The 19600-nt window shown below is 48.7% G+C and carries 21 protein-coding genes and 1 tRNA gene; 13 read left to right on the top strand and 9 right to left on the bottom strand.

Annotated features, from left to right (window positions below; all coding sequences use genetic code 11):
* The first annotated feature begins 11 nt into the window (after window positions 1–11).
* Window positions 12–1355 carry a glycosyl hydrolase family 8 gene (locus BUB38_RS11785; protein WP_254794950.1) on the top strand — a complete coding sequence of 448 codons (1344 nt, stop codon included), beginning with the start codon at window positions 12–14 and terminating at the stop codon, window positions 1353–1355.
* A gap of 61 nt (window positions 1356–1416) precedes the next feature.
* On the opposite strand, the gene BUB38_RS11780 is transcribed toward BUB38_RS11785, so the two are convergent.
* Window positions 1417–1496 (bottom strand) — tRNA-Leu (locus BUB38_RS11780).
* 99 nt (window positions 1497–1595) lie between these two features.
* Window positions 1596–1841: a TIGR03905 family TSCPD domain-containing protein gene (locus BUB38_RS11775; protein ID WP_073160774.1), complete on the bottom strand. Its 246-nt coding sequence runs from the start codon at window positions 1839–1841 to the stop codon at window positions 1596–1598.
* A 243-nt stretch (window positions 1842–2084) separates the two neighbouring features.
* Here BUB38_RS11775 and BUB38_RS11770 point away from each other — a divergent pair, with 243 nt between their 5' ends.
* Window positions 2085–2798: a GNAT family N-acetyltransferase gene (locus BUB38_RS11770; RefSeq protein ID WP_073160772.1), complete on the top strand. Its 714-nt coding sequence runs from the start codon at window positions 2085–2087 to the stop codon at window positions 2796–2798.
* A gap of 49 nt (window positions 2799–2847) precedes the next feature.
* Here BUB38_RS11770 and BUB38_RS11765 read toward each other — a convergent pair whose 3' ends face one another.
* Both BUB38_RS11765 and BUB38_RS11760 read right to left on the bottom strand, forming a co-directional pair.
* A complete protein-coding gene (locus tag BUB38_RS11765) occupies window positions 2848–3948 on the bottom strand; it encodes a hypothetical protein (protein WP_139258427.1) in 1101 nt (366 codons plus the stop codon).
* Complete coding sequence (locus BUB38_RS11760; RefSeq protein WP_073160768.1) at window positions 3918–4526, bottom strand: alpha/beta hydrolase; 609 nt, start codon at window positions 4524–4526, stop codon at window positions 3918–3920. The genes BUB38_RS11765 and BUB38_RS11760 overlap by 31 nt, the downstream gene beginning before the upstream one ends.
* A 251-nt stretch (window positions 4527–4777) precedes the next feature.
* Here BUB38_RS11760 and BUB38_RS11755 point away from each other — a divergent pair, with 251 nt between their 5' ends.
* Window positions 4778–5080: a type II toxin-antitoxin system RelB/DinJ family antitoxin gene (locus tag BUB38_RS11755; RefSeq protein ID WP_073160766.1), complete on the top strand. Its 303-nt coding sequence runs from the start codon at window positions 4778–4780 to the stop codon at window positions 5078–5080.
* The gene (locus tag BUB38_RS11750; protein ID WP_073160764.1) at window positions 5077–5487 is read left to right on the top strand and encodes a PIN domain-containing protein; all 411 of its coding nucleotides are present in this window, start codon (window positions 5077–5079) and stop codon (window positions 5485–5487) included. Before BUB38_RS11755 ends, BUB38_RS11750 begins: the two co-directional genes overlap by 4 nt.
* Window positions 5488–5572: 85 nt before the next feature.
* Here the strand turns inward: BUB38_RS11750 and BUB38_RS11745 are convergent, their stop codons facing one another.
* Both BUB38_RS11745 and BUB38_RS11740 read right to left on the bottom strand, forming a co-directional pair.
* Window positions 5573–6136 carry a hypothetical protein gene (locus BUB38_RS11745; RefSeq protein WP_175547683.1) on the bottom strand — a complete coding sequence of 188 codons (564 nt, stop codon included), beginning with the start codon at window positions 6134–6136 and terminating at the stop codon, window positions 5573–5575.
* A gap of 179 nt (window positions 6137–6315) precedes the next feature.
* The gene (locus BUB38_RS11740) at window positions 6316–6969 is read right to left on the bottom strand and encodes an efflux RND transporter permease subunit (protein WP_175547682.1); all 654 of its coding nucleotides are present in this window, start codon (window positions 6967–6969) and stop codon (window positions 6316–6318) included.
* On the opposite strand from BUB38_RS11740, the gene BUB38_RS11735 reads away from it, so the two are divergent.
* On the top strand, window positions 6968–7348 hold the full coding sequence (locus BUB38_RS11735) for a GNAT family N-acetyltransferase (RefSeq protein ID WP_073160851.1): 381 nt from the start codon (window positions 6968–6970) through the stop codon (window positions 7346–7348). The two genes, BUB38_RS11740 and BUB38_RS11735, sit on opposite strands and share 2 nt — an antisense overlap.
* A gap of 113 nt (window positions 7349–7461) precedes the next feature.
* Here BUB38_RS11735 and BUB38_RS11730 read toward each other — a convergent pair whose 3' ends face one another.
* Window positions 7462–8958: a toxin-antitoxin system YwqK family antitoxin gene (locus BUB38_RS11730; RefSeq protein ID WP_073160758.1), complete on the bottom strand. Its 1497-nt coding sequence runs from the start codon at window positions 8956–8958 to the stop codon at window positions 7462–7464.
* 402 nt (window positions 8959–9360) lie between these two features.
* Here BUB38_RS11730 and BUB38_RS11725 point away from each other — a divergent pair, with 402 nt between their 5' ends.
* The gene (locus BUB38_RS11725; protein ID WP_073160756.1) at window positions 9361–9747 is read left to right on the top strand and encodes a type II toxin-antitoxin system RelE/ParE family toxin; all 387 of its coding nucleotides are present in this window, start codon (window positions 9361–9363) and stop codon (window positions 9745–9747) included.
* Entirely contained in the window at window positions 9734–10033 is a 300-nt protein-coding gene (locus tag BUB38_RS11720; RefSeq protein WP_073160754.1) for a helix-turn-helix domain-containing protein, read from the top strand. Before BUB38_RS11725 ends, BUB38_RS11720 begins: the two co-directional genes overlap by 14 nt.
* Window positions 10034–10108: 75 nt before the next feature.
* Here the strand turns inward: BUB38_RS11720 and pepT are convergent, their stop codons facing one another.
* Window positions 10109–11440: a peptidase T gene (gene pepT / locus BUB38_RS11715; RefSeq protein WP_073160752.1), complete on the bottom strand. Its 1332-nt coding sequence runs from the start codon at window positions 11438–11440 to the stop codon at window positions 10109–10111.
* Between the two features lie 101 nt (window positions 11441–11541).
* Here pepT and BUB38_RS11710 point away from each other — a divergent pair, with 101 nt between their 5' ends.
* From BUB38_RS11710 to BUB38_RS11695, 4 genes are all read left to right on the top strand, one after another.
* Window positions 11542–12231, top strand: coding sequence for a hypothetical protein (locus BUB38_RS11710; protein WP_254794949.1), 690 nt, complete (start codon window positions 11542–11544; stop codon window positions 12229–12231).
* 2 nt (window positions 12232–12233) lie between these two features.
* Entirely contained in the window at window positions 12234–12797 is a 564-nt protein-coding gene (locus BUB38_RS11705; RefSeq protein WP_254794952.1) for a very short patch repair endonuclease, read from the top strand.
* A gap of 105 nt (window positions 12798–12902) precedes the next feature.
* Complete coding sequence (locus BUB38_RS11700; protein WP_073160748.1) at window positions 12903–16127, top strand: response regulator; 3225 nt, start codon at window positions 12903–12905, stop codon at window positions 16125–16127.
* Window positions 16128–16141: 14 nt separating this feature from the next.
* A complete protein-coding gene (locus BUB38_RS11695) occupies window positions 16142–16711 on the top strand; it encodes a low molecular weight protein-tyrosine-phosphatase (protein ID WP_073160746.1) in 570 nt (189 codons plus the stop codon).
* A gap of 67 nt (window positions 16712–16778) precedes the next feature.
* Here the strand turns inward: BUB38_RS11695 and BUB38_RS11690 are convergent, their stop codons facing one another.
* Complete coding sequence (locus BUB38_RS11690) at window positions 16779–18053, bottom strand: Na+/H+ antiporter NhaC family protein (protein WP_175547681.1); 1275 nt, start codon at window positions 18051–18053, stop codon at window positions 16779–16781.
* Window positions 18054–18080: 27 nt separating this feature from the next.
* On the opposite strand from BUB38_RS11690, the gene BUB38_RS11685 reads away from it, so the two are divergent.
* Both BUB38_RS11685 and BUB38_RS11680 read left to right on the top strand, forming a co-directional pair.
* On the top strand, window positions 18081–19262 hold the full coding sequence (locus BUB38_RS11685; protein ID WP_073160742.1) for a metallophosphoesterase: 1182 nt from the start codon (window positions 18081–18083) through the stop codon (window positions 19260–19262).
* 23 nt (window positions 19263–19285) lie between these two features.
* Window positions 19286–19600, top strand: a complete 315-nt coding sequence (locus tag BUB38_RS11680; protein ID WP_073160741.1) for a DNA polymerase III subunit beta — start codon at window positions 19286–19288, stop codon at window positions 19598–19600.

The raw sequence follows: 19600 nt of genomic DNA, 5'->3' as shown, positions 1-19600 counted from the left end.
TAAAAAAAAAGGTGAACGAAAAAGTCATGGATGTCGGACAGGTTCGTCGTGACGTTCAGGGAAGTTGTGTTATGAAGAGCGTTTTTGAACAGATCGGGAAGACTCCCGCAGAAATTGAGGCCAAGCTTCAGACCGCCTTTGGGCAGCTCTTCGAGGGCGATCCCGAAAATGAGCGCGTGTGCTTTAACCACGGCGATGACCTGGCCTACATCGTAGATATCGGCCACACGGACATCCGTTCCGAGGGCATGAGCTATGGCATGACTATTGCCGCCCTCATGGGCAAGCGCGACTTGTTCGACAGACTCTGGAATTTCTCCAGGCGCTACATGCGCAACAAGGAAGGCGCCCTGGAAGGTTATTATTCCTGGCAGGTTTCCACCAAGGATTTTTCCATGATGGATTCGGGCCCCGCTCCCGATGGCGAGGAATATTTTGCGATCGCGCTGATTTATGGCGCCAAGGTTTTTGGATGTGATGAATACCTGAAGGAAGCGGTGAAGCTGCTTCACGATATGGCCTACAAGCCGGAAACGGAAGAAGTGTTCACCATGATGGACCGGAAGGCTGGTCTTGTGCGATTCTCTCCTATGAAGGGGAATGACTACACGGACCCCAGCTACAACACGCTGGCATTCTACCGCATGTACGGTGAAGCCTGCAAGGTTGCTGAAGCCAAGGGTATCGCCGGTGTCGCTTGTTCTGTCGCGGGGGCCGCTTCTAGTTCTGTCGCTGGCTCCGCTGGAAGTGACGGCGCAGTGACCGCTGACCAGGATGTGGATTTCTGGAAGAAGATTGCCGCCAACAGTTTTGAGTACCTGAAGAAGGCTTGCCACCCGGTAACGGGTATGGCTGCAGACTACAGCGAATTTGATGGCACTCCCCGCAAGACTCCCTGGCACGATGCAAGCCACTGCTTCTGCGGTGACGCCTGGCGCGTAGCCTGGAACATTGCGCTGGATGCAAAGAACCTGGAACGTGCCCAGCTGGCCGCTGCCGGGAATGACACCGCAGTGGGTGTGGCCGGTACCTTGCCCGACAACGTAGCCGCAGTCCGTGAATGGGAAATCGCGGAAATCCGCCGCCTGCTGAATTACTTTAATGACCACCGCCCCTATGTGGCCGACTCCTACATCGACGGCTCCGGATTCTTCCGTGAAGCACGTCTGGCTACCGGTGGCCTTATCGGTATGAACGGTGCTGCAACTATTGCGCTGCCCGAAGGCGATCCGCTGATCAAGCCTTTTGCCGAAGACCTGTGGAACCTGGAAGTTCCTACGGGTACCTGGCGTTACTACGACGGACTTCTCTACATGTTGGGTCTGCTGGCCTGCAGTGGAAAGTTCTACGTATAGACGGATTCCTCCTAACCCCCCAAAAAAAGACCCCGCAGCGCGAGCTACGAGGTCTTTTTTATGCGAGGGGTGGGAGTCGAACCCACACACCGAGGTACCAGATCCTAAGTCTGGCGCGTCTGCCAATTCCGCCACTCTCGCAGTTTTCCCACAGTCCGGCTTTTGTCGGGGCTATTGTCGCGGGAAGTCAAATATAATTAAAAATAAGGGCGCGCGTGGCTTGCGCGACTCCGGGATAGATTAAAGTACTTCCCGGATGGCCTTGGCCAGCTGGTCGGCGCAGGAAGTGGATTTTCCGTTGCAGGTGTTGCCTTCCAGGATGTCGGCGATTTCCTTCATGTCCTTGCCTTCGCAGAGCTTGCCGATGGCTTTCAGGTTGCCGTTGCAGCCACCCATGAAGTTGAGGTTGTACATCTTGCCGTTTTCGTAGTCGAAAGTGATGAGCTGGGCGCAGGTGCCGCTGGTCTTGAATTCCTTAGTCTGCATAAAAGCCTCTCGTGGCGCCTTGGAAGTCGCCGATTGTGTTTATGGACAATGTAGAAATTACGGCAGGATTGTGACCACTCCCTTGAAAAATGAGTATATTATAACCGAACCTTTATTACGGAGTTGGATGTTCTTAATCCATAATTTCGGCTTCGGTCGAATCCAAAACTGGGACATTGTTTAATGCGGGTTGCGCCGGGTGGCGTGACTCGTATCCTTTCACACTAAAAAAGGAAATAAACAATGTCTATTAATTCTGAATACACTATCCGACAGGAACAGCCTGCCGATTTCTCTGCTGTTGAAAACTTGACCCGTGAAGCTTTCTGGAACGTCTATCGTCCCGGATGCTCGGAACATTACGTGCTTCATTGCTACAGGAACCATCCGGACTTTATTCCCGAATTGAGCCTGGTGCTGGAAGGCCCTGGGAACTGCGGGCTTTCCGCAGGTGAAAACTGTCGCGAGGCAGTGGGTCGCGAAATTCTCGCCCATGTCATGTTCGCCTGGAGCGAAATTCTGGTGGACCCGCAGGCCGGTTCCGCTCAGGCTGGGGAGACCGCGCAGGAACCGCAGCGCCTGCGCATGATGACCTTCGGGCCTATCAGCGTCCGACCCGACATGCAGCGTAAGGGTTTAGGCAAGATGCTGCTGGACTATGCCCTGGAACGTGCCCGCCAAATGGGTGCCGGATGTATCGCCATGTGCGGTAACATCCAGTTCTACGGCAAGTGCGGTTTTGCAGTTGCAACGTCCAAGGGTATCCGCTACGCGGACGATCCTGATGGCGACGCGCCCTACTTCCTGATTCGGGAGTTGACGCCTGGTTTTCTGGATGGCATCCGCGGAAGTTATCGCGATCCTTCGCCCTACTTCGTCGACGATAAAGACGTGGAGGAATTCGATAAGCAGTTCCCGCCTAAGGAAAAGAAGGTGTTGCCCGGGCAACTAGGGTAGTATCAAAAAAGCCTCCTCGGTTTTTTCCCGGGGAGGTTTTTATATCCGTTTAATAAATTAAGTATTTGCCACGATCGCTATGAGCTTGCCCGTACTCCTCCATCAGCGCATTCAGTGCCTTGGAGCGTTCTCTACATTCGTCATCAAAATCGCGCTTCTGCGGACGATCCGCTGGTTTTAAGGAGTTTACAAGTTGAAATATTTCCAAGGCTTTGGGAACAGATTCGTCAGGGTTGCCCAAGAATAATTTTCGAACTTTTTTCTGCCCATAATCGTTTAAAGTTAAATACAGATAAGAACCATCAAGGTAATGATTTGCTGAATATTCCTGTTGGTAGCGATCAATGTCTTTTTTCAGCTTTTGGATTTTTGCGGTCTCCTCTCTGTTAATCAGTTTAGGTATGCAAGGTTCCATTTCCGTAGCTTCAATAGAAAATGTCGTATCCTGTTTATTTTCGAGTGCCACGCGCCAGGTAATTCCATCGCATTTACGATAACGGTAACAAAAATAGACGGAATCTCCCTTGGCGTAGTAGCTTGGAAAATAGGCATTGTCGCCGTGGCTATTGAAGTGTTCTTGGGTTGAATCGTCAGAATCAAAAATTACTTCACCTCCAAATTCTTCGTAAATTATTTCATAATCGTAACAGCTCGTTTCTGTTAGAACTTTGTCGTCAATATGGGCGACAGGTTCACGAAAATCAATCCAGTAAATATAAGAGAAGCCGACATACGAGAGTATGGATAACAGCACTACATATAACCATGACCAAATTTTTCTAGGCTTAAAGAAGTAGCTTACAACGCAGGATATAGAAAACGCAACTAGAACAAGGGCGATGATTGCAATGTCCGTGGGTCTGGCATCTACTCTAGAGGGTGATATAAAACTCGTTTGCCTCAAGAGCAGTTCATAAATTATGTAGACAAGATCAATCGCCCACAGAACGAGAAAGGCTTTTCTAAAAAAAGATTTTTTGAATTTCGGTTGCCAATATAAAATTGCAAATGCAAAACCAATGAGAATTGGAATTAAATAAAAGAGTGTTTTTTCTAACTTGAACAACTCATGAAAATCAAGAAGATAATAAGAAAACATTCTAACTACTGTAATTGATTCTACCGAGAATTTCCCGGTAGCTTTATCCATTCATCCAAGAATTCCATTTGCTCGTCGGTGTGGAACCAATGTTCGCCGCCTTCCATGACGGTGAGAGGCGCATTGATTTTATTAGCAAACTTGGTGATGGTTTCTAAGGAGACAAGATTGTCCTTGGAGCCGTAAAGAATCTTGGTGGGAACATTCCACTGGATAGGATGATTGCGGACGTAACTTAGGTATTCCCAGGAAAGGGTTTCGCCGAAGCCCGTGGCGATGGTTTTCTTTTCGCAAAGTTCATCTTCGGAAACGCCAGCCCACATCATCATATCGCAAATCAGCTTTTCCATATCCACCATGGGCGAAATGAAATAAGCTTTTGTGATTCGGGATGAACTAAGGGAAATCATCGAAAAGTATGCACCGATGCTGTTGGCGACAAGATAGACCTGATCATAGCCTGCGGAAACAGATTCAAGGTATTTGATAAATTCGTCCTTGGCGTCCCAGGGATTTTCTGCCTTGTAGTCAAAACCCATGACTTCACAATCAGGAAAAAGAGGCTTGTAATGTTCATCTTCTGCAGCATTGCCGCCTTTCCCGTGAATGTAGATTACGAGAGATTTCATAGCCTTTCCGTTCATAAGGATAAATTTAGCTGTAAACAGTTAAAAAGTCGATATTTTGCTTTTATAAGTGTAATTTATTAGAAGTTCAAGCAATAGTCAAATTAAATAAAGGTCAAATCTTTTTTTTGAAAACGCAATTGTTTGTTCGTCTTTTTGTAATAATGGAGTAGATTGGAAAGCGTGAAATTTTAATAAGTGTTAAACTATTGCTTTTGTATTACTAAAGTATTATATTTATACTGAGGTAAACGATGGAAACGACAGTCATTCAAACGCGTGTAGAAACTTCCTTGAAAAAGGAAGCTGAAGAATTTTTTCAGTCTGTTGGTCTTGATATGACCACTGCGATTAGGCTTTTTTTGAATCAGGTCTTGATCCAGAAAAAAATCCCGTTTGAGATTGAATCCAAGGAGTCGATCTCGAGAGCACAGGCATTGGAAAATTTTTATGCGATGCGTGCTGGTGCAAGGAACTTGCAGGAAATGTCCTTGGATGAAATCAATGCTGAAATTCAGTGCGTCAGGGAAAGAAGCAAGGCCAAGGCGTATAAGTGATTCTTGCGACGTTTGATACAAATGTCCTGGTTTCTGCTTTGATGGCACGTCGTGATGATTCCGCGACAGTTGTCGTTGTACGTATGATGCTTGAAGGCAAGATAGTTCCGCTGTACAACGAAGAAATTCTTGAAGAATATGGCGAGGTTCTAAGGCGCTCAAAGTTCCGTTTTCCAGAGCCACGCATTCAGTTCCTTTTGGAGTCTATCAAGACCTTCGGAATGAATGTGGATCGTCTTGAGACCGGAATGGTGCTGCCCGATATGGATGATCTCGTATTTTACGAAATTACGATGGGCAAGGCTGACGAAGATGCCTATTTGATAACCGGGAACATCAAGCATTTCCCCGAACAGTCAAATATTGTAACTCCGGCAGAAATGGTGGAGATTGTGAATTTAAGCTGAAGTGAAGTCGGCGACCATGGCGGTGACGAGGCCGATGGTGACATGCGGGCGAAATGGTGTGGAATGGCTTGACGGAGCCAAAATATTATTCGTTACCATCGTTCTTTTCGTTGAGATTTGCAAAAATGTCTACGGTTAATGCAAATCTATTTTGTTCATTATCTAAGTCTCTGCCGTAACGAAATTCCAGAGCAAAGCGTTTGATGATGGAAACGTAAAACCCTGCGCCAGCTTCGCGATAGAATTTGGGACTTGGCATTTTTTCAGGGATTGCACCAAATTCGATTTTGTATTCTTCACGTCCGTTTCTTGAGAAATGTTCTGTGAATCCGATTTTTATGTTGTCTCCAATGGGAATTTGCTGAATGATCATGCCTCCAGCAGAACTGGGAATTAAGGAACACCATCCTGTAATTCCTAAATAAGGCGAGATAAATCCTGTTTGAAGAAACTGGGTGAATGTCTGAACTCCTCCGCCGATACTGAAAAAAGAAAAATTTTTGAAAATGGATGCTGCATAGTCAAATACCCATTCTTGATGACGGACATCATCAATGTCGTTGTCTGTTTTACCGCCACGATTCAAGTCGCCACCATATAAAGAAATGTTGGCGTTTGCAGTGACTGTGTTCTTGTCATAGCTTTCCATAAAGGCTACTGCAGAAGGAGGACGCATAACAGTGCTGCATCCCGTTAGCAAAAGCGTAAGAATAAGAATGAGGTATAACGTTCTCTTCATACAACTCTTAAAGAATGAAAATAAAAAAGAATTTGCAAATCTAAAAAGCAATTTATAATTTTCTTGACCTTCGCGAGAAGATTGCAATCTCACTTCCCCGTTTCCTTCCCGAAGGGCTTCGTCAGCATAATCAGCACTGGTGTGATGGTGAAGTCGGCGATCAATGCGGTGACGAGGCCGATGGTTGCCATGAGGCCCACTCTGAAAAAGATGGTGACGGGGCTGACCATGTAGGCGAGGAACATCATGCAGAGAATGATGGTGGTGCTGACCATGCTCTTGCCCACGTCTCTGAAGGTGGCGAGAATGGATTCGCGGTAGTTGCCGCATCGTTCAAAGCAGAGCTTGGAATGGTTCACGAAATGGATGGTATCGTCCACCGCAATGCCGATGGCCATGGGAATCACCATCATGGTCATCATGTCCATGCTGAAGGCGCATGCGCCCATGACGCCGCCAATCACAAGGATGGGTGCCACGTTGGGGATCATGCCGATAAGACCAGTTTTTACGCTCATGAAGGAGGCAATCAAAAGCAGCGCAATTACTACGAAGGAGATGCAGACGGATTTGATTTCACCTTCCACCAGTTTGTTGTTCATGGAGGATTGTTCTACGGCGTAACCTTCTACGCCAACATCTGCCTTGGGGAAATACTTGCGAACCAGAGTTTGTGCGCTATCGATATCGATGTCCAGCTGCTTGGAATTCCATTCCTTCAGTTCCACATGAATGTAGGCCATGCTGAAATCATCGGTGACGCCGCCTATCAGCGTTCGCCCCGACATGCAACACAAGGGTCTTGGCAAGATGCTGCTGGACTACGCCCTGGAACGTGCCCGCCAGATGGGCGCCGGATGTATCGCCATGTGCGGTAACATCCAGTTCTACGGCAAGTGCGGTTTTGTCACTGCAACGTCCAAGGGTATCCGCTACGCCGACGATCCTGACAGCGACGCACCCTATTTCCTGATTCGGGAATTGACGCCTGGCTTTCTGGATGGAGTGAGCGGTTCCTACCGTGACCCAGCGCCTTACTTTGTAAGTGAAGCCGACGTGGAGGAATTCGATAAGCAGTTCCCGCCCAAGGAAAAGAAAGTGCTTCCCGGACAGTTGGGATAGTACTCGCAAAGTCCTTGCCCCGTTGTGTCATCCTCGCGCAGGCGAGGATCTAGCATCGGATGTAAAAAAGCTACCGAGGATTTCTCGGTAGCTTCATTGCATTTTAATATTTCCTAATAAACTTCGCACTTGTCCACGTATTCGTACTTCGGTCTTTCCTTGCGAATGCAGCCATTCACTTCGTCCTGCATACTAAAAGGTCTGTTACGACGACGTGGAGGAACTTCAACATCATTTCCCTCAAAGTCCTTGAAGTGACAAATGGCCTTGCGCACCCCGTCTACCTCGATAACCTGGTAATCGCGAATTGTGATTTCATCTTCGGAATATTCCTTGAAGTAAATCAGTTTGCGCCTGTATCCTTCTAGGTAGTATTCCTTTTGAATCCAAAGTTTACCGCTTTCGTAAAAGTCTGTTTCCTTTACCAGACTATCTTGTTTTTCAGAACTAAAAATTAGGATGCCATTATCGGAATAGATTCTTTTTTTCTGAATGGGTACCGTCGCGTTATCGATTCTTCCTTTTTCAAAGAATTCACTTATGATAGCGCCTTTTGCATTGGTGCATTTGCCTTTGTATTCGTTGTTCAGGGAGTCTTTCCAGGATTCGCATATTTTGGAGGAATCGTTCCAATCCCTGTCTATCCAATGTACAATTCCATTTACGATTTCTTTTTTTAGCGATCCATCCTCGTTATATGAATATTCTCCTGTGGAATCTTTTAGCGATTTTAGGTTTCCGTTTTCATAGAAAAATTTTTCGGTCAAGGAATCCTTGTAGTATTTAAGATTTCCATCTTCGTCAAATAATTTATGGTAGTAGGTATCATAGTGGTTGCCTGATTCCGAAAGGTAAATGACAAAATCATTTCTAAGATTTCCATTGCGATAGTATTCTCGTTGAAACCCTTGTTGGACACTAAAGGCAAAAATCCTTTCGGCATTTATTTTACCATCAGTTGAATAACTGAACTCCTTTCCTACGGAACGTCCTGCAATAAAAATTGCCTTTCGAGCCAGCATCCCATTAGAATGAAATGAGTAGCTTACATGAATATTTGGCCTTGTCTTTTGATTATTCGGATTGCTGCCGTTACTTTCTTTTGACTCAGTTTTTATCTGACCATCTTTGAAAAAAATCTCACGGGAAATTTCGTGGTCATTTTTGTACTTGCATCTGTATTGTAACCTACCATCCGGATAATTGCTGATGAAGTCTCCCTCCACCTTGCCATTTTCTATAAAGTATTCTTGAAGTAGAATGCCTGATTCGTAGAATTGCTTTACATGGCCGTTTTCACTAACAGAAACGTGCAATGCTCCCGATGGGAAATAGCAGAGAAAGTCGCCTTGTTGGATTCCCTTCGCGAAAGAACCCTTGCATTCCATAGAACCATTTTCGTAGTAGGTAGTGATAGTTGAGTTGCTACGGTCTGCCCCATGAAATTCATTGTGCTCCATAAGGGCGCCGGAGGGGTAAAATTTATCAACGCCTTCCACACCATTTTCTTTGAAACCCTGCTGTACTAATTGACCATTCGGGTATTTTCGAATACCTGAATTTGAACAAGCAATCAAGGCTAGTGCAATAAGAAAAAGAATGAATTTCATTTAAGCCTACAGTTTTTTAGGAATATAACAAATTCACTGATTGCGAATACAGTGTGTTCGCAATTGCATCGTTGACTGCATAACGACAGTGTCTTGCAAATGATTCTCGCATAGATTATATTTTGGTTGAATTGCTAATCCCTATACGTAGGGCATCATAAATTCTCTGCTGCAAGTCGTGGGGGCGTGCCGTATTTGGCATCTCCGCAGAACCTGAGAGAGGAGGCAAGCCTCTTGACTGTGCGCGTAGGGCTGGGAACGAAAGGCTCCCTAAATAAATTTCATGGTAATTACAGGGAATGGAATCTCAGGCAATGATTCCGTGTTTTCAATTTGCGCCGATTTTGTGAGTATAAAATATAGATGTCATACCCTTGACAGTGTATCAAAAAGGAGATACATTTGGAAGAGATTGTTGCATACAATGGTTCATCGTACACCATCGAATGGTTTTATGATGAGCAAGGAAAAAGTGATGCTTTAGATTTTTTCAATGGATTGAATGATGTAAGCAAAAGAAAGGTAATGATGCTTTTTAAACGTATGGGTGATTTTGGCCGTATTTCTGATCTTACAAAGTTTAGAAATGAAGGCGATAAGATTTATGCGTTTAAACCTCAGCCGAATAGGTTTCTGTCTTTCTTTTATACAGGCAAGAAAATCATTGTGACGAATGCTTTTTGTAAAAAAGGTCAGAAGCTTCCGGAAGAAGAAAAATCAAAAGCAATCAGCAGAAAAGAAAACTACGAAAAACGAGTAATCGCTGGAGTATATTATGTCAAAGGCTAAATCAACATTTGATAAAATGATGGAAGATCCTAAGCAAAAGGAAGCCTTTGACAAGGAATACGCAAATTTCCTTTTGTCTGAGTTGTTGCTTGAGGCAATGGCTCAGGAAAAAATCAGCGTTCGTAAGTTGTCAAGTCTTTCAGGGATTTCGACTTCAGTCATTCAAAATTTGCGAGCCATGCAGCCTGTTAATGTAACGCTAAAAACATTGACCGCATTACTTGCCCCTTTAGGCTATGAACTTACAGCACGAAAAGGGAAGAAAGTTGTAAAACTTTCAGCTTGATTTAAGTAAACCTCCCCGGAATTCTCTGGGGAGGTTCTTTTGCAAAGGTTTATGGCTTTCCTTTAGACCGCTGTTTTACCCGCAGGCGATTTTCTTGATGATCTTTACCACGGCTTCCATGGCTTCTACGGAAACGTGCTCGAAGGGACCATGGTAGCCGTAGCCGCCTGTTCCAAGGTTGGGGCAGGGCAATCCCATAAAGCTGAGCTTGGAGCCGTCGGTGCCGCCGCGGACAGGTTCGCTTACGGGTTGCAGGCAGTTTTCCGCCTTGCCGAAAATTTCAGGACTTGTGCGGGCCAGTTCATCGCCGATAGCTTCGATGGCGGCACGGGCGCGTTCCAGAACTTCGGGGCATTTCTCGATGACTTCCAGCATGTTGCTGTAGGAATGTTTCAGCTGCAGTTCTACGACGCTGCCGCCGGCACGTTCCTTACTTGCATCCGCAAAAGCGGTACCGCCGAATTTCGCATTGTACTTCGCGGCAACTTGGCGTAAAAATTCCTGGCGTTCCTCGAAGCGCTTCTTGTCATGATCGCGGACGATGTAGCAGAGGGTGGCTTCGCTGACATCGCCTTGCATATCTGTCAGGTGATAGAAACCCTGGTGGCCTTCGGTCATGGCGGGCGTTTCGTCGGCGGGGAGCGCCATGGCGATTTCCGCAGCTATGAGGCTTGCGTTCTTCATGATGTCCTTTGCTTCACCGGGATGAACGCTCTTGCCGTGGACAATGAACTTTGCGCTAGCCGCATTGAAGTTCTCGTAGGCGATGTCCCCTTCGTAGCCGCCGTCAACGGTGTAGCCGTACTTGGCCTTCATGTAATTCAAGTCAACCAGATCCGCACCGCGACCGATTTCTTCGTCGGGCGTAAAGCAAACCCAGATGTCTCCGTGACCAGAGAGATTCTCGTAGCCGCGACTTTCGGCGTGGCGGTCGGTAGCTACCAGCTCTTCCATGGCGGTAACGATTTCTGCAATGCCCGCCTTGTCGTCGGCGCCCAGCAATGTGGTGCCGTCGGTGGTAATCAGGGTGCGGCCCTTCAGAGTTTTAAGGGTGGGGAAGTCGGCCACTTTCAACACGGCGCCGGAACCTTTCAGCACAACATCGCCGCCGTCGTAATTTTCGATAATCTGGGGCTTCACATTTTCGCCGCTAAAGTCCGGCGAGGTATCCATGTGGCTAATGAAGGCGGTGGCGTCGTCATCTTCGTGGCCGGCGGTAGCGGGCAGCAAGCCATACACATAGCCGTGTTCGTCCATCTTTACCTGCTGCAAGCCGATGTCGTTCAGCTCTTGGGCCAAGTACTTGCCCAATGCAAGCTGACGTTCCGAACTAGGACAATTTTCGCAGTTCTCATCGGAAGTGGTATGGAAGCTGACGTACTTTAAAAAACGTTCCTGTACCTTCATAATGAACCCATAAAGTTAGCGCTTGATTTTCTGACTTAAAAACTAGAATGTTTGGTAAATAAAATGGGGGAGTCGGGTCATTAAAAGTTTATCTTTAGGGTATGACAGCAGAAAAGGGAAAGTCTACAGATCAAGTTCCGCTGAAACTGGTTACGGTAAAACGCAGCCGTTTTTCTCACGTGCGCCTGGATGATCCCGAGACCTGGCCGTTAGTGGCCCAGTTCTTTTTTTACCCGAGACCTCTGGGACGTCAGCAGTTTTTCGGATTGCGGGTGGTCCTGCTGGTGGCCATGATCTTTTTTTCGGCGCAGTTGTTCCGGCAGGGGTACGATGCTCCCATCGCCCAATATTTGCATTGCCTGAATTTGCCTGTCCATGAAACGGGGCATATCGTATTCGGCATTTTCGGAAAGCCTGTGGTGACTTCCCTTGGGGGCAGCCTTTTTCAGATTATCATGCCCCTGGTGTTTTGCTTTGCGTTGTGGATCAAGCCCCGCGACTTGATGGGGGCTTCGGTGAGTCTCTGGTGGGCCTTCGAGAATTTTATCGATGTGGCGCCTTATATCGATGACGCCCTGCATATGCGCCTGATGCTGATTAGCGGCGGTACCGGAGCCGAGGCTCCTTATGGATTCCATGACTGGAATTTTATTTTGTCTGAAACAGGGCTGCTGCTGAAACACGACAAGATTGCCGACGTGGTCTATACCATGGGTTATGCAGGGATGGTGCTGTGCTGCCTTTGGGCGGCCTGGTCGCTGTTCTATTACTTCAAGTACCAGCGGGTTTGAAAGTGGTTGGGGCTGTCAAAGAGAACCGCAAACGAAAGGGGCGGCGCAAGTCCAGGATGCCCATGACCCGTTCCCAGATGATGGGGGCGGTCCATTCCGAGGATACCAAGCCCGAGGTGAAGGTGCGTCGTGCACTTTTTCAGGCGGGGTTCCGCTATCGCCTGCACCGTCGCGACTTGCCCGGTACGCCGGATATCTTCGTGCAGAAATACGGGGTGGCCATTTTCGTGAACGGCTGTTTCTGGCATCAGCATGGCTGCAAGCTTACCAGTCGCCCTAAGTCCAATTCCGATTTCTGGAATGAAAAGTTCGACAACAATATGGCCCGTGATATCAAGACCCGCCATCAGCTATCCCTGATGGGGATCCGCGTGGCGGTGGTCTGGGAATGCTCCCTCCGTGACGACTCACACCGCGGCACTTCCCATGATTGCCGCGAAACTTCCCAGGGCAGTGAACCCCAGGACCGTCGCGGTACTTCCCCCGATGACCGTATGGGTGCGGCCCTTACCCTGGAACGGCTTATGACATTCATCAAAAGCGATGAAGAAACCATCGAGCTTTAGGGTCGGACTTAGCTTTTACACGAAAACTTATTATATATTACTTACAGAAAATTAGTGTAAGGTTGGTGTGTGACTGTCCGCTCCTGTAAATATCGAAGTTTTGTTTTGACCTGTGTAATTGCGCTGCTGGGCCTTGTTTTGGGCGTTTCCAGCACTTTTGCAGAGGAATTTGATGCCTCTTCCACAAATCAGGCTAAGGTTGTGACTGTTGGTTACTATTCCAGCAAGCATTTCCAGGAAGGTATGGCCGACAGTTCTATCAAGTCGGGCTATGGCTACGAATATCTGCAGCAGGTTTCCGACTATACCGGTTGGCAGTACAAGTACATTTATGGGGATTGGGGTGCCATTTTCGACATGTTCCTGAAAGGGGAAGTGGACATCATGGCCGGCCTGGCCAAGATGGATGAACGTAAAGGTCAGATGGAATATCCTGACTATTACATGGACGTGGATTACCATTTCATCTTTACGAAACGTGGCGACAATTCCATGTCTGAAGAGGACATCAGTTCTTTTAACGGCAAGCGGATCGGCTGCCTGCGTAACAGCAACTTGACCACAGGACTCAAGAAGTGGGCTGCTGAAAAGGGGGCCCAGCTGGAGTATGTCTATTTCAACGACCTGAACGAATTGCCTAGGGCTCTGGAAAGGGGCGAGGTGGATGGCTTTGCCGGGAGCGACAAGTTTTTGGACCGCGGGATGAATGTAAAGCCCCTGGTGCTCGTCGCTTCCCCGAAATCCTATATCTGTGTGCGAAAGGGGGCGAATCGCCTGCTGCGCGAACTGAACACCGCTCTTGAACATATCAATTCCGATGATGGCGCCTTCATAGAAAGCCTCCGAAACAAGTATTACAGGAGCAAGTCAGTCAGTGCGGAACTTTCTAGCCGCGAACAGGAATGGCTCGAAAAGCACAATGTTTTAAAGGTGGCTTACGCTCCGGACCACTTGCCCTATTGTACGCGAGGCGCCGATGGTCGTGTGAATGGCGTTCTCAAGGACATCATGGATTCCTGGCTCAAGAAGTTGAATCTTGATGGCAAGCTGATGGTTCGCTATGTCCCTTGCGTCAATTTCCGCCAGGCTATTACGGAATTGCAGAGTGGCAGTGTCGATGTGGTTTTCCCCCTGCCCAGTAACAGGTGGTATGCGGAACAGTCCAATGTGATGATTTCGTCGGAGCTGGTGAGCGTTCCCATGTCCGTCGTGTTCAAGGGCGATTACAACAAGTCCATTTTCAAGAAGATTGCGATGATCGCCAAGCCGCAGCAGACCCTGTTCATGCGGGAAATGTTCCCCGGAAGCGAATGGCTGATGCTGGACAATGCCGAAGAGTGTATGAGGGCTGTGCAAGATGGTAAGGCTTCCAGTGCCCTGTTGATTACCTTCAAGGCCAATCCCCTGATGCGCGATGCCGAGTTCTCGCAGCTCAAGTTTATGCCCATAGGCAAGGGTTCTTTCTATTCTGTAGGTGTCCGCAAGGGTAATTTCGCCTTGCTCAGCTTGCTGAACCGTGGCTTTAGCCTCATGGATATGAATGTCATGAATAATGCGGCCTATAAGTACATGGAATACCATAGCCATTACAGCATGTCGGACTTTATACGTGACAATCTGATTTTCTTCGTGCTGCTGATGGCGATGATCACCTTTGTCATCATAACGATTTTGGCGCTCTATGTTTCCGGAATGAAGAAGGCTCACCATGCGACCCAGATTCAGGTCGAGATCAGTGAGGCTTTGAGCCTTGATTATCCCTATGCGATTTTGGTGGACATCGAAAGAGGATTCTCGCTAACCATTAAGAAAGACGGAAAGGTCCTGAAGGAAAAGGACTGGATTTACCAGGAAAGCTATGACGCGGCCTGGAAATTGTTTGCCAACAAGTATGTTTGCGAAGAGGATCGTTCAGAAGTCTTAAGGGCTTCGTCTCTGGATGTGGTTCTTGAAAATCTGAAGGAACAGTCGGAATATATTTGCACCTACCGCGCAGAATGGGGTAACAAGAAGCACTATACCCAATCCTCCTTTACCAAGGTTTACTTCTCGAATTTGAAGAAGAATGTGATCATTCTTGGATGCAAGACCGTTGACGACTTGATGGCAAAGGAAAGGGAACATCGTGAATTGCTGTCCAATGCCTTGGCGGTGGCGGAACGCTCCAATCAGTCCAAGACCATCTTCCTGAACAACATGAGCCACGACATCCGTACGCCCATGAACGCCATCATTGGCTTTACTAACCTGGCGAAGATCCATGTGCGGGATACGGATGCGGTTAGAAGTTACCTGAACAAGATTTCCATCTCTAGTAGTCATCTGCTTTCGCTGATCAACAATGTGCTTGACATGAGCCGAATCGAAAGCGGCAAGGTCAAACTTTCCGAAGACCGAGTCCACTTGCCTTCCATGATCCGCGAAATTCAGGACATGGTGCAGAATACCGCCCAGTCAAAGGGTGTAAGCATCAGCTTCTATGACGCCCTTACCAACGAGGTCGTTCTTGCCGATGACCTGAAGCTGAAACAGGTGATTCTGAATATCGTGGGGAACTCGATCAAGTTTACCCGCCCAGGTGGCCGCGTGGTCGTGTCGGTTGTGGAACGTGGAGTCGCTCCCGAAGGTTTTGCAAACTACCAGTTTATCGTTGCGGATACGGGTATCGGTATGAGTGCCGACTTTAGGAATCATATCTTTGAAACCTTTAGTCGCGAAAGAACATCAACTGTTAGCGGCATTCAGGGAACGGGCCTGGGGATGGCCATTTCCAAGAACATCATTGACATGATGGGCGGTACGATTGTCGTTGACAGCACACCGAACGTTGGAACGAAAATCACGGTGAATGTGATGTTCAAGTTTAGCGACCTGGTGATAAAGAATGCGTCTGCGAAGGAACTTGGAATTGATCCTACCGAAGAACTTTTTAAGTCGAACGCCTTTGACTTTAAGGGCAAGAAAATCTTGCTGGTAGAAGACAATCCGCTGAACCAGGAAATCGCAATGTCCATCCTGGAGGAATTGGGATTCGAGGTGGATCTGGCTGAAGACGGTCTTGCCGCCGTCGAAAAGATTAGGCAGAATCCCGCAGGAACCTATAACGCCGTCTTGATGGATATCCAGATGCCCAATATGGATGGCTATGAGGCAACCCGGACTATCCGCAAGATGACGGACTCTGCAAAGGCCTTGATTCCTGTGGTGGCCGTGACTGCCAATGCTTTTGATGAAGACCGCCAGAAGGCCTTTGACGCTGGCATGAATGGTCATGTGTCCAAGCCCATCTCTGTTCCGGAACTGATGGAAGTTCTTGGAAAGCAGGTGTAAATACTGAGGAATTGATGCCTAGCATTATTTTTGTGTGCCACGGTAATATATGCCGTAGTCCCATGGCGGAATTCGTCATGAAGAAGATGGTCAGGGATTTTTTTGGAAATACAGCCAATGACGCACGAGCTGACGCTCGCGCTACAGGTCTGACTGAGAAAGATTTTCAGATTGCAAGTGCCGCTACAAGCACCGAAGAAATCGGGAATCCGGTTTATCCGCCTGCCCGTCGGTTGTTAAATGCCCGCGGGATTGATTGCAGCGGACATGCCGCGCGACAGTTCAATCAGCGGGATTATGACCGCTACGATTATGTGGTGCTGATGGACCGCAATAACCTCCGCAATTTGCGCTGGAACATTAATGCCGAAAGCTACGAGAAGGAAACGGCCCGTGGTATTGACGGCGCCGCTAATGAAGACCGCAAAGTTTCGCTGCTGATGGATTGGACCAGTCGCCCGGGCGATGTGGCCGACCCCTGGTATACCGGTGATTTCGAGGCGACCTGGCGCGACGTAAACGAAGGTTGCCGCGGATTGCTAGACGAAATTATGGCGAAGGCGTTGGCCGGCGCCTGGAAGTAGGCCGCGCAGATTCAATTAAAATAGTTCCCGTGCAGGCCCAATTAAAATAGTTCCCGCGCAGATTCAATTAAATTACCGCCCCGAATTTTTTGCGGCTCCGCATTTCTGAAACGATGTTTGAAATCGGGAGCAGATACAGGTAGCAGGCAAAAAGGATGCTTGCGGTAGGGGCGCCTATGGTCCCCAGGGGAATCAGGCTTGCTACCGTCCAGGGAACAAGGGGGGCAATCACGACGGCCGTATTCTCGATGGCCATGGCCCGCTCCTTTTTGTCGGGAATGACATTGCCTGAAATTTCGTTGGTCAGCACGATGGCCAGAGTCTGGTTGCAGGAAAGGGCGCTTGAGGCAACCGCCGTAAGGGAGGCGAAACCGCAAGGAGGAAGTCGGTTTGCGATACGGCTTGCGAATCGGTTCATCTTGTCTAGAATTCCCATGCCCTTGAAGAGTCCCGCATAAGTCAGGGAAATGGCGACGACTACAATCATCTTGACCATTCCGAAAACGCCACCGCCATTCATCATGGAAATTTCTGCAGGGGCGTCAAATCCCAGGAAGGCTGTCTTGACAGTCTCGGCCGCGGTCATTTGCTGCTGCCAGATGCAAATTGCGAAGGACATGGCGATGCTTACGGCCATGGTCATCTTTACATTGAACCGCAGGGCCGCAAGGACGAGAATCGCGACGGCTGGCAAGAGGGTGACAATGCCCAGGTCATAATGCTGCTGCAGAAGTTTCGTTATGTTGTCTGCTCCGACCGCGAGACTTGCGTCAGATGGATTTACGTCAGAGGGAACTGTGCCTGTGACGTAGCCCAGGATTCCATAAATTGCCAGGGCGGCCAAGGCGGCTTTCCAACCGGACTTGATCATGCCCCGTATATTTTCATGGAGGTTCGTCCCTGTAATTTCTGCCACCAGCATGGCGCTTGTAGAGACTGGCGAGCAACGGTCACCGAAATAGGCGCCGGCAAGAATGGCCCCGCCGCAAATGGCTTCGTCGACTCCGATAGCGGCCCCTACGCCCATGCAGATGACGCCCATGGTGGCGGCCGTTCCGATGGATGTTCCCGTAAGCACCGAGACGGCGGCGCACAAGACGAAAACCGCCGGCAGGAAAAGTTCTGGCGTAAGCGCTCCCGAGGCGGCATTGACAATGAAGGCTACCGTTCCACAGGCCCGCCACAACGCAGTGAGTGCCCCCACCAGCAGCATGACGATGGCGATGTTCCTTACGGCGGTCATTCCCGACAGTGCCATTTTCCAGAGGGCGCGCCAGCTGAACCTGCGGATTTTTCCGTAGGTCGTCAGCATTACGAATCCTATGGCGAGAGCGATTAACACGACGCCAAATTTATGTAATTTTACCCTATGATATTTTTCTTCGGACTTTTGCTCACTGCCATCGTTGTATTGTACCTGAACATCAGCAGGACCCTTCCCGGCAAAGGGGGGAAACTGCTGGCTCTCGGTTTTTTGCTTGGCATCTTTTTGAGCATGACCTTGCGGGACGGCGTTGTAGGCGCCATCCTCCTGACATTCTTTACCATTTGGATGTGTCAGGCCCTTTGGATGTTCATTTTGCTGGACGTCTTCCTGATGGGCCGTTTTTTCTGGCTCAGCCATAAAATGACCGGGTCGGGTTATCAAAAATCAAGCGCTAACTTTGTTTGTAAAAGTACGAGAGGCGTTCTTATCGCCAGCATCCTGCTGGCCCTCATCCTTATCGGGCTGGGCGTGCCCCATAATGCCGATTACCAGGTGCGTACCCAGGATGTCTCCCTGAAAACGGACTGCGATTCCTGCGGTTCCAAAAAGCCGTTTACCGCGGTCTATTTCAGCGATATACATTTTGCTCCGCTGTTCCGTACCGCAAAGCTTGAACGCCTGGCTGCCCAGGTGGATTCCATCGGGCCGGACTTCGTCCTTTTTGGCGGTGACCTGTCCGATGTAAATACCGCTACCATGGACGAATGGGGTTATGCCCCCCTCATGGCGAAGGTGGCCAAGTCCGCCAAGGTGGCCGCCATAGCCATCAACGGTAATCACGAGGCCATGCAGGAACGTAACGGTTCCAATACGCTGGCATGGCTCCGAAGCAACGGCTGGGTCACTATGGACGATTCTACCGCCTGTTTTAGGAAGGTTGGCGTCCCCGAAGTCTGCTTTACCGGCCGTACTGATTTCCAGGTGGCCCGTACCCGCGGTACCGAACGTAAACCTCTGGCGGATTTGGTGCCGCAGCAGTTCAAGTCTGACTCCTCTGGCGCTTACCGTAAAGTTAGCCCTTGGATCCTGCTGGACCACCAGCCAAAGGGTATTGAACCCGAATATTCGGGAATTTTGCCTGATTTCGCCCTTTCCGGCCATACTCACGATGGGCAGTTCTTCCCCGGAAACCTGATTATTGGCCTGGTTTGGCGCCTGGCATACGGTTTTGGCATGCTGGATGGGGTCCATTGGCTGGTCAGTTCCGGTATCGATTCCTGGGGCCCTCCCGTTCGCGTAGGGTCAGATACGGAGCTCTGGGTACTCCATTTCCTGTACCGCTGACGGGATTAACTATATTTCCCCCCATGGCTTTATGCATCGAATCTAATCATTTGGAAACGGTCCAGCGTATCCTTGCCCTCCATTTTGAAGGTATGGAAGTCTGGGCCCATGGCGCCCGTGTGACAGGAGTAGACCTTACTCCCGATACGGAACTGGAACTGGTGGTGATTTCCGAAAAACCCCTTTCCTTTGAAACCATGACCACCATTGAAAAGGCTTTTGTCGACAGCGGCTTGCCTTTCCGCGTGGATATTATGGATTGGGCCAAGCTGCCCGAATCCCTCCAGAAACAAATCAAGAAAGAGCACGACGTGGTTCAGTCCGTCGAAGAATCCTAG

The organism is Fibrobacter sp. UWH5, from assembly GCF_900142505.1.
Classification (GTDB): Bacteria; Fibrobacterota; Fibrobacteria; order Fibrobacterales; family Fibrobacteraceae; genus Fibrobacter.
This window is presented reverse-complemented; position numbering and strand designations above follow the sequence as displayed.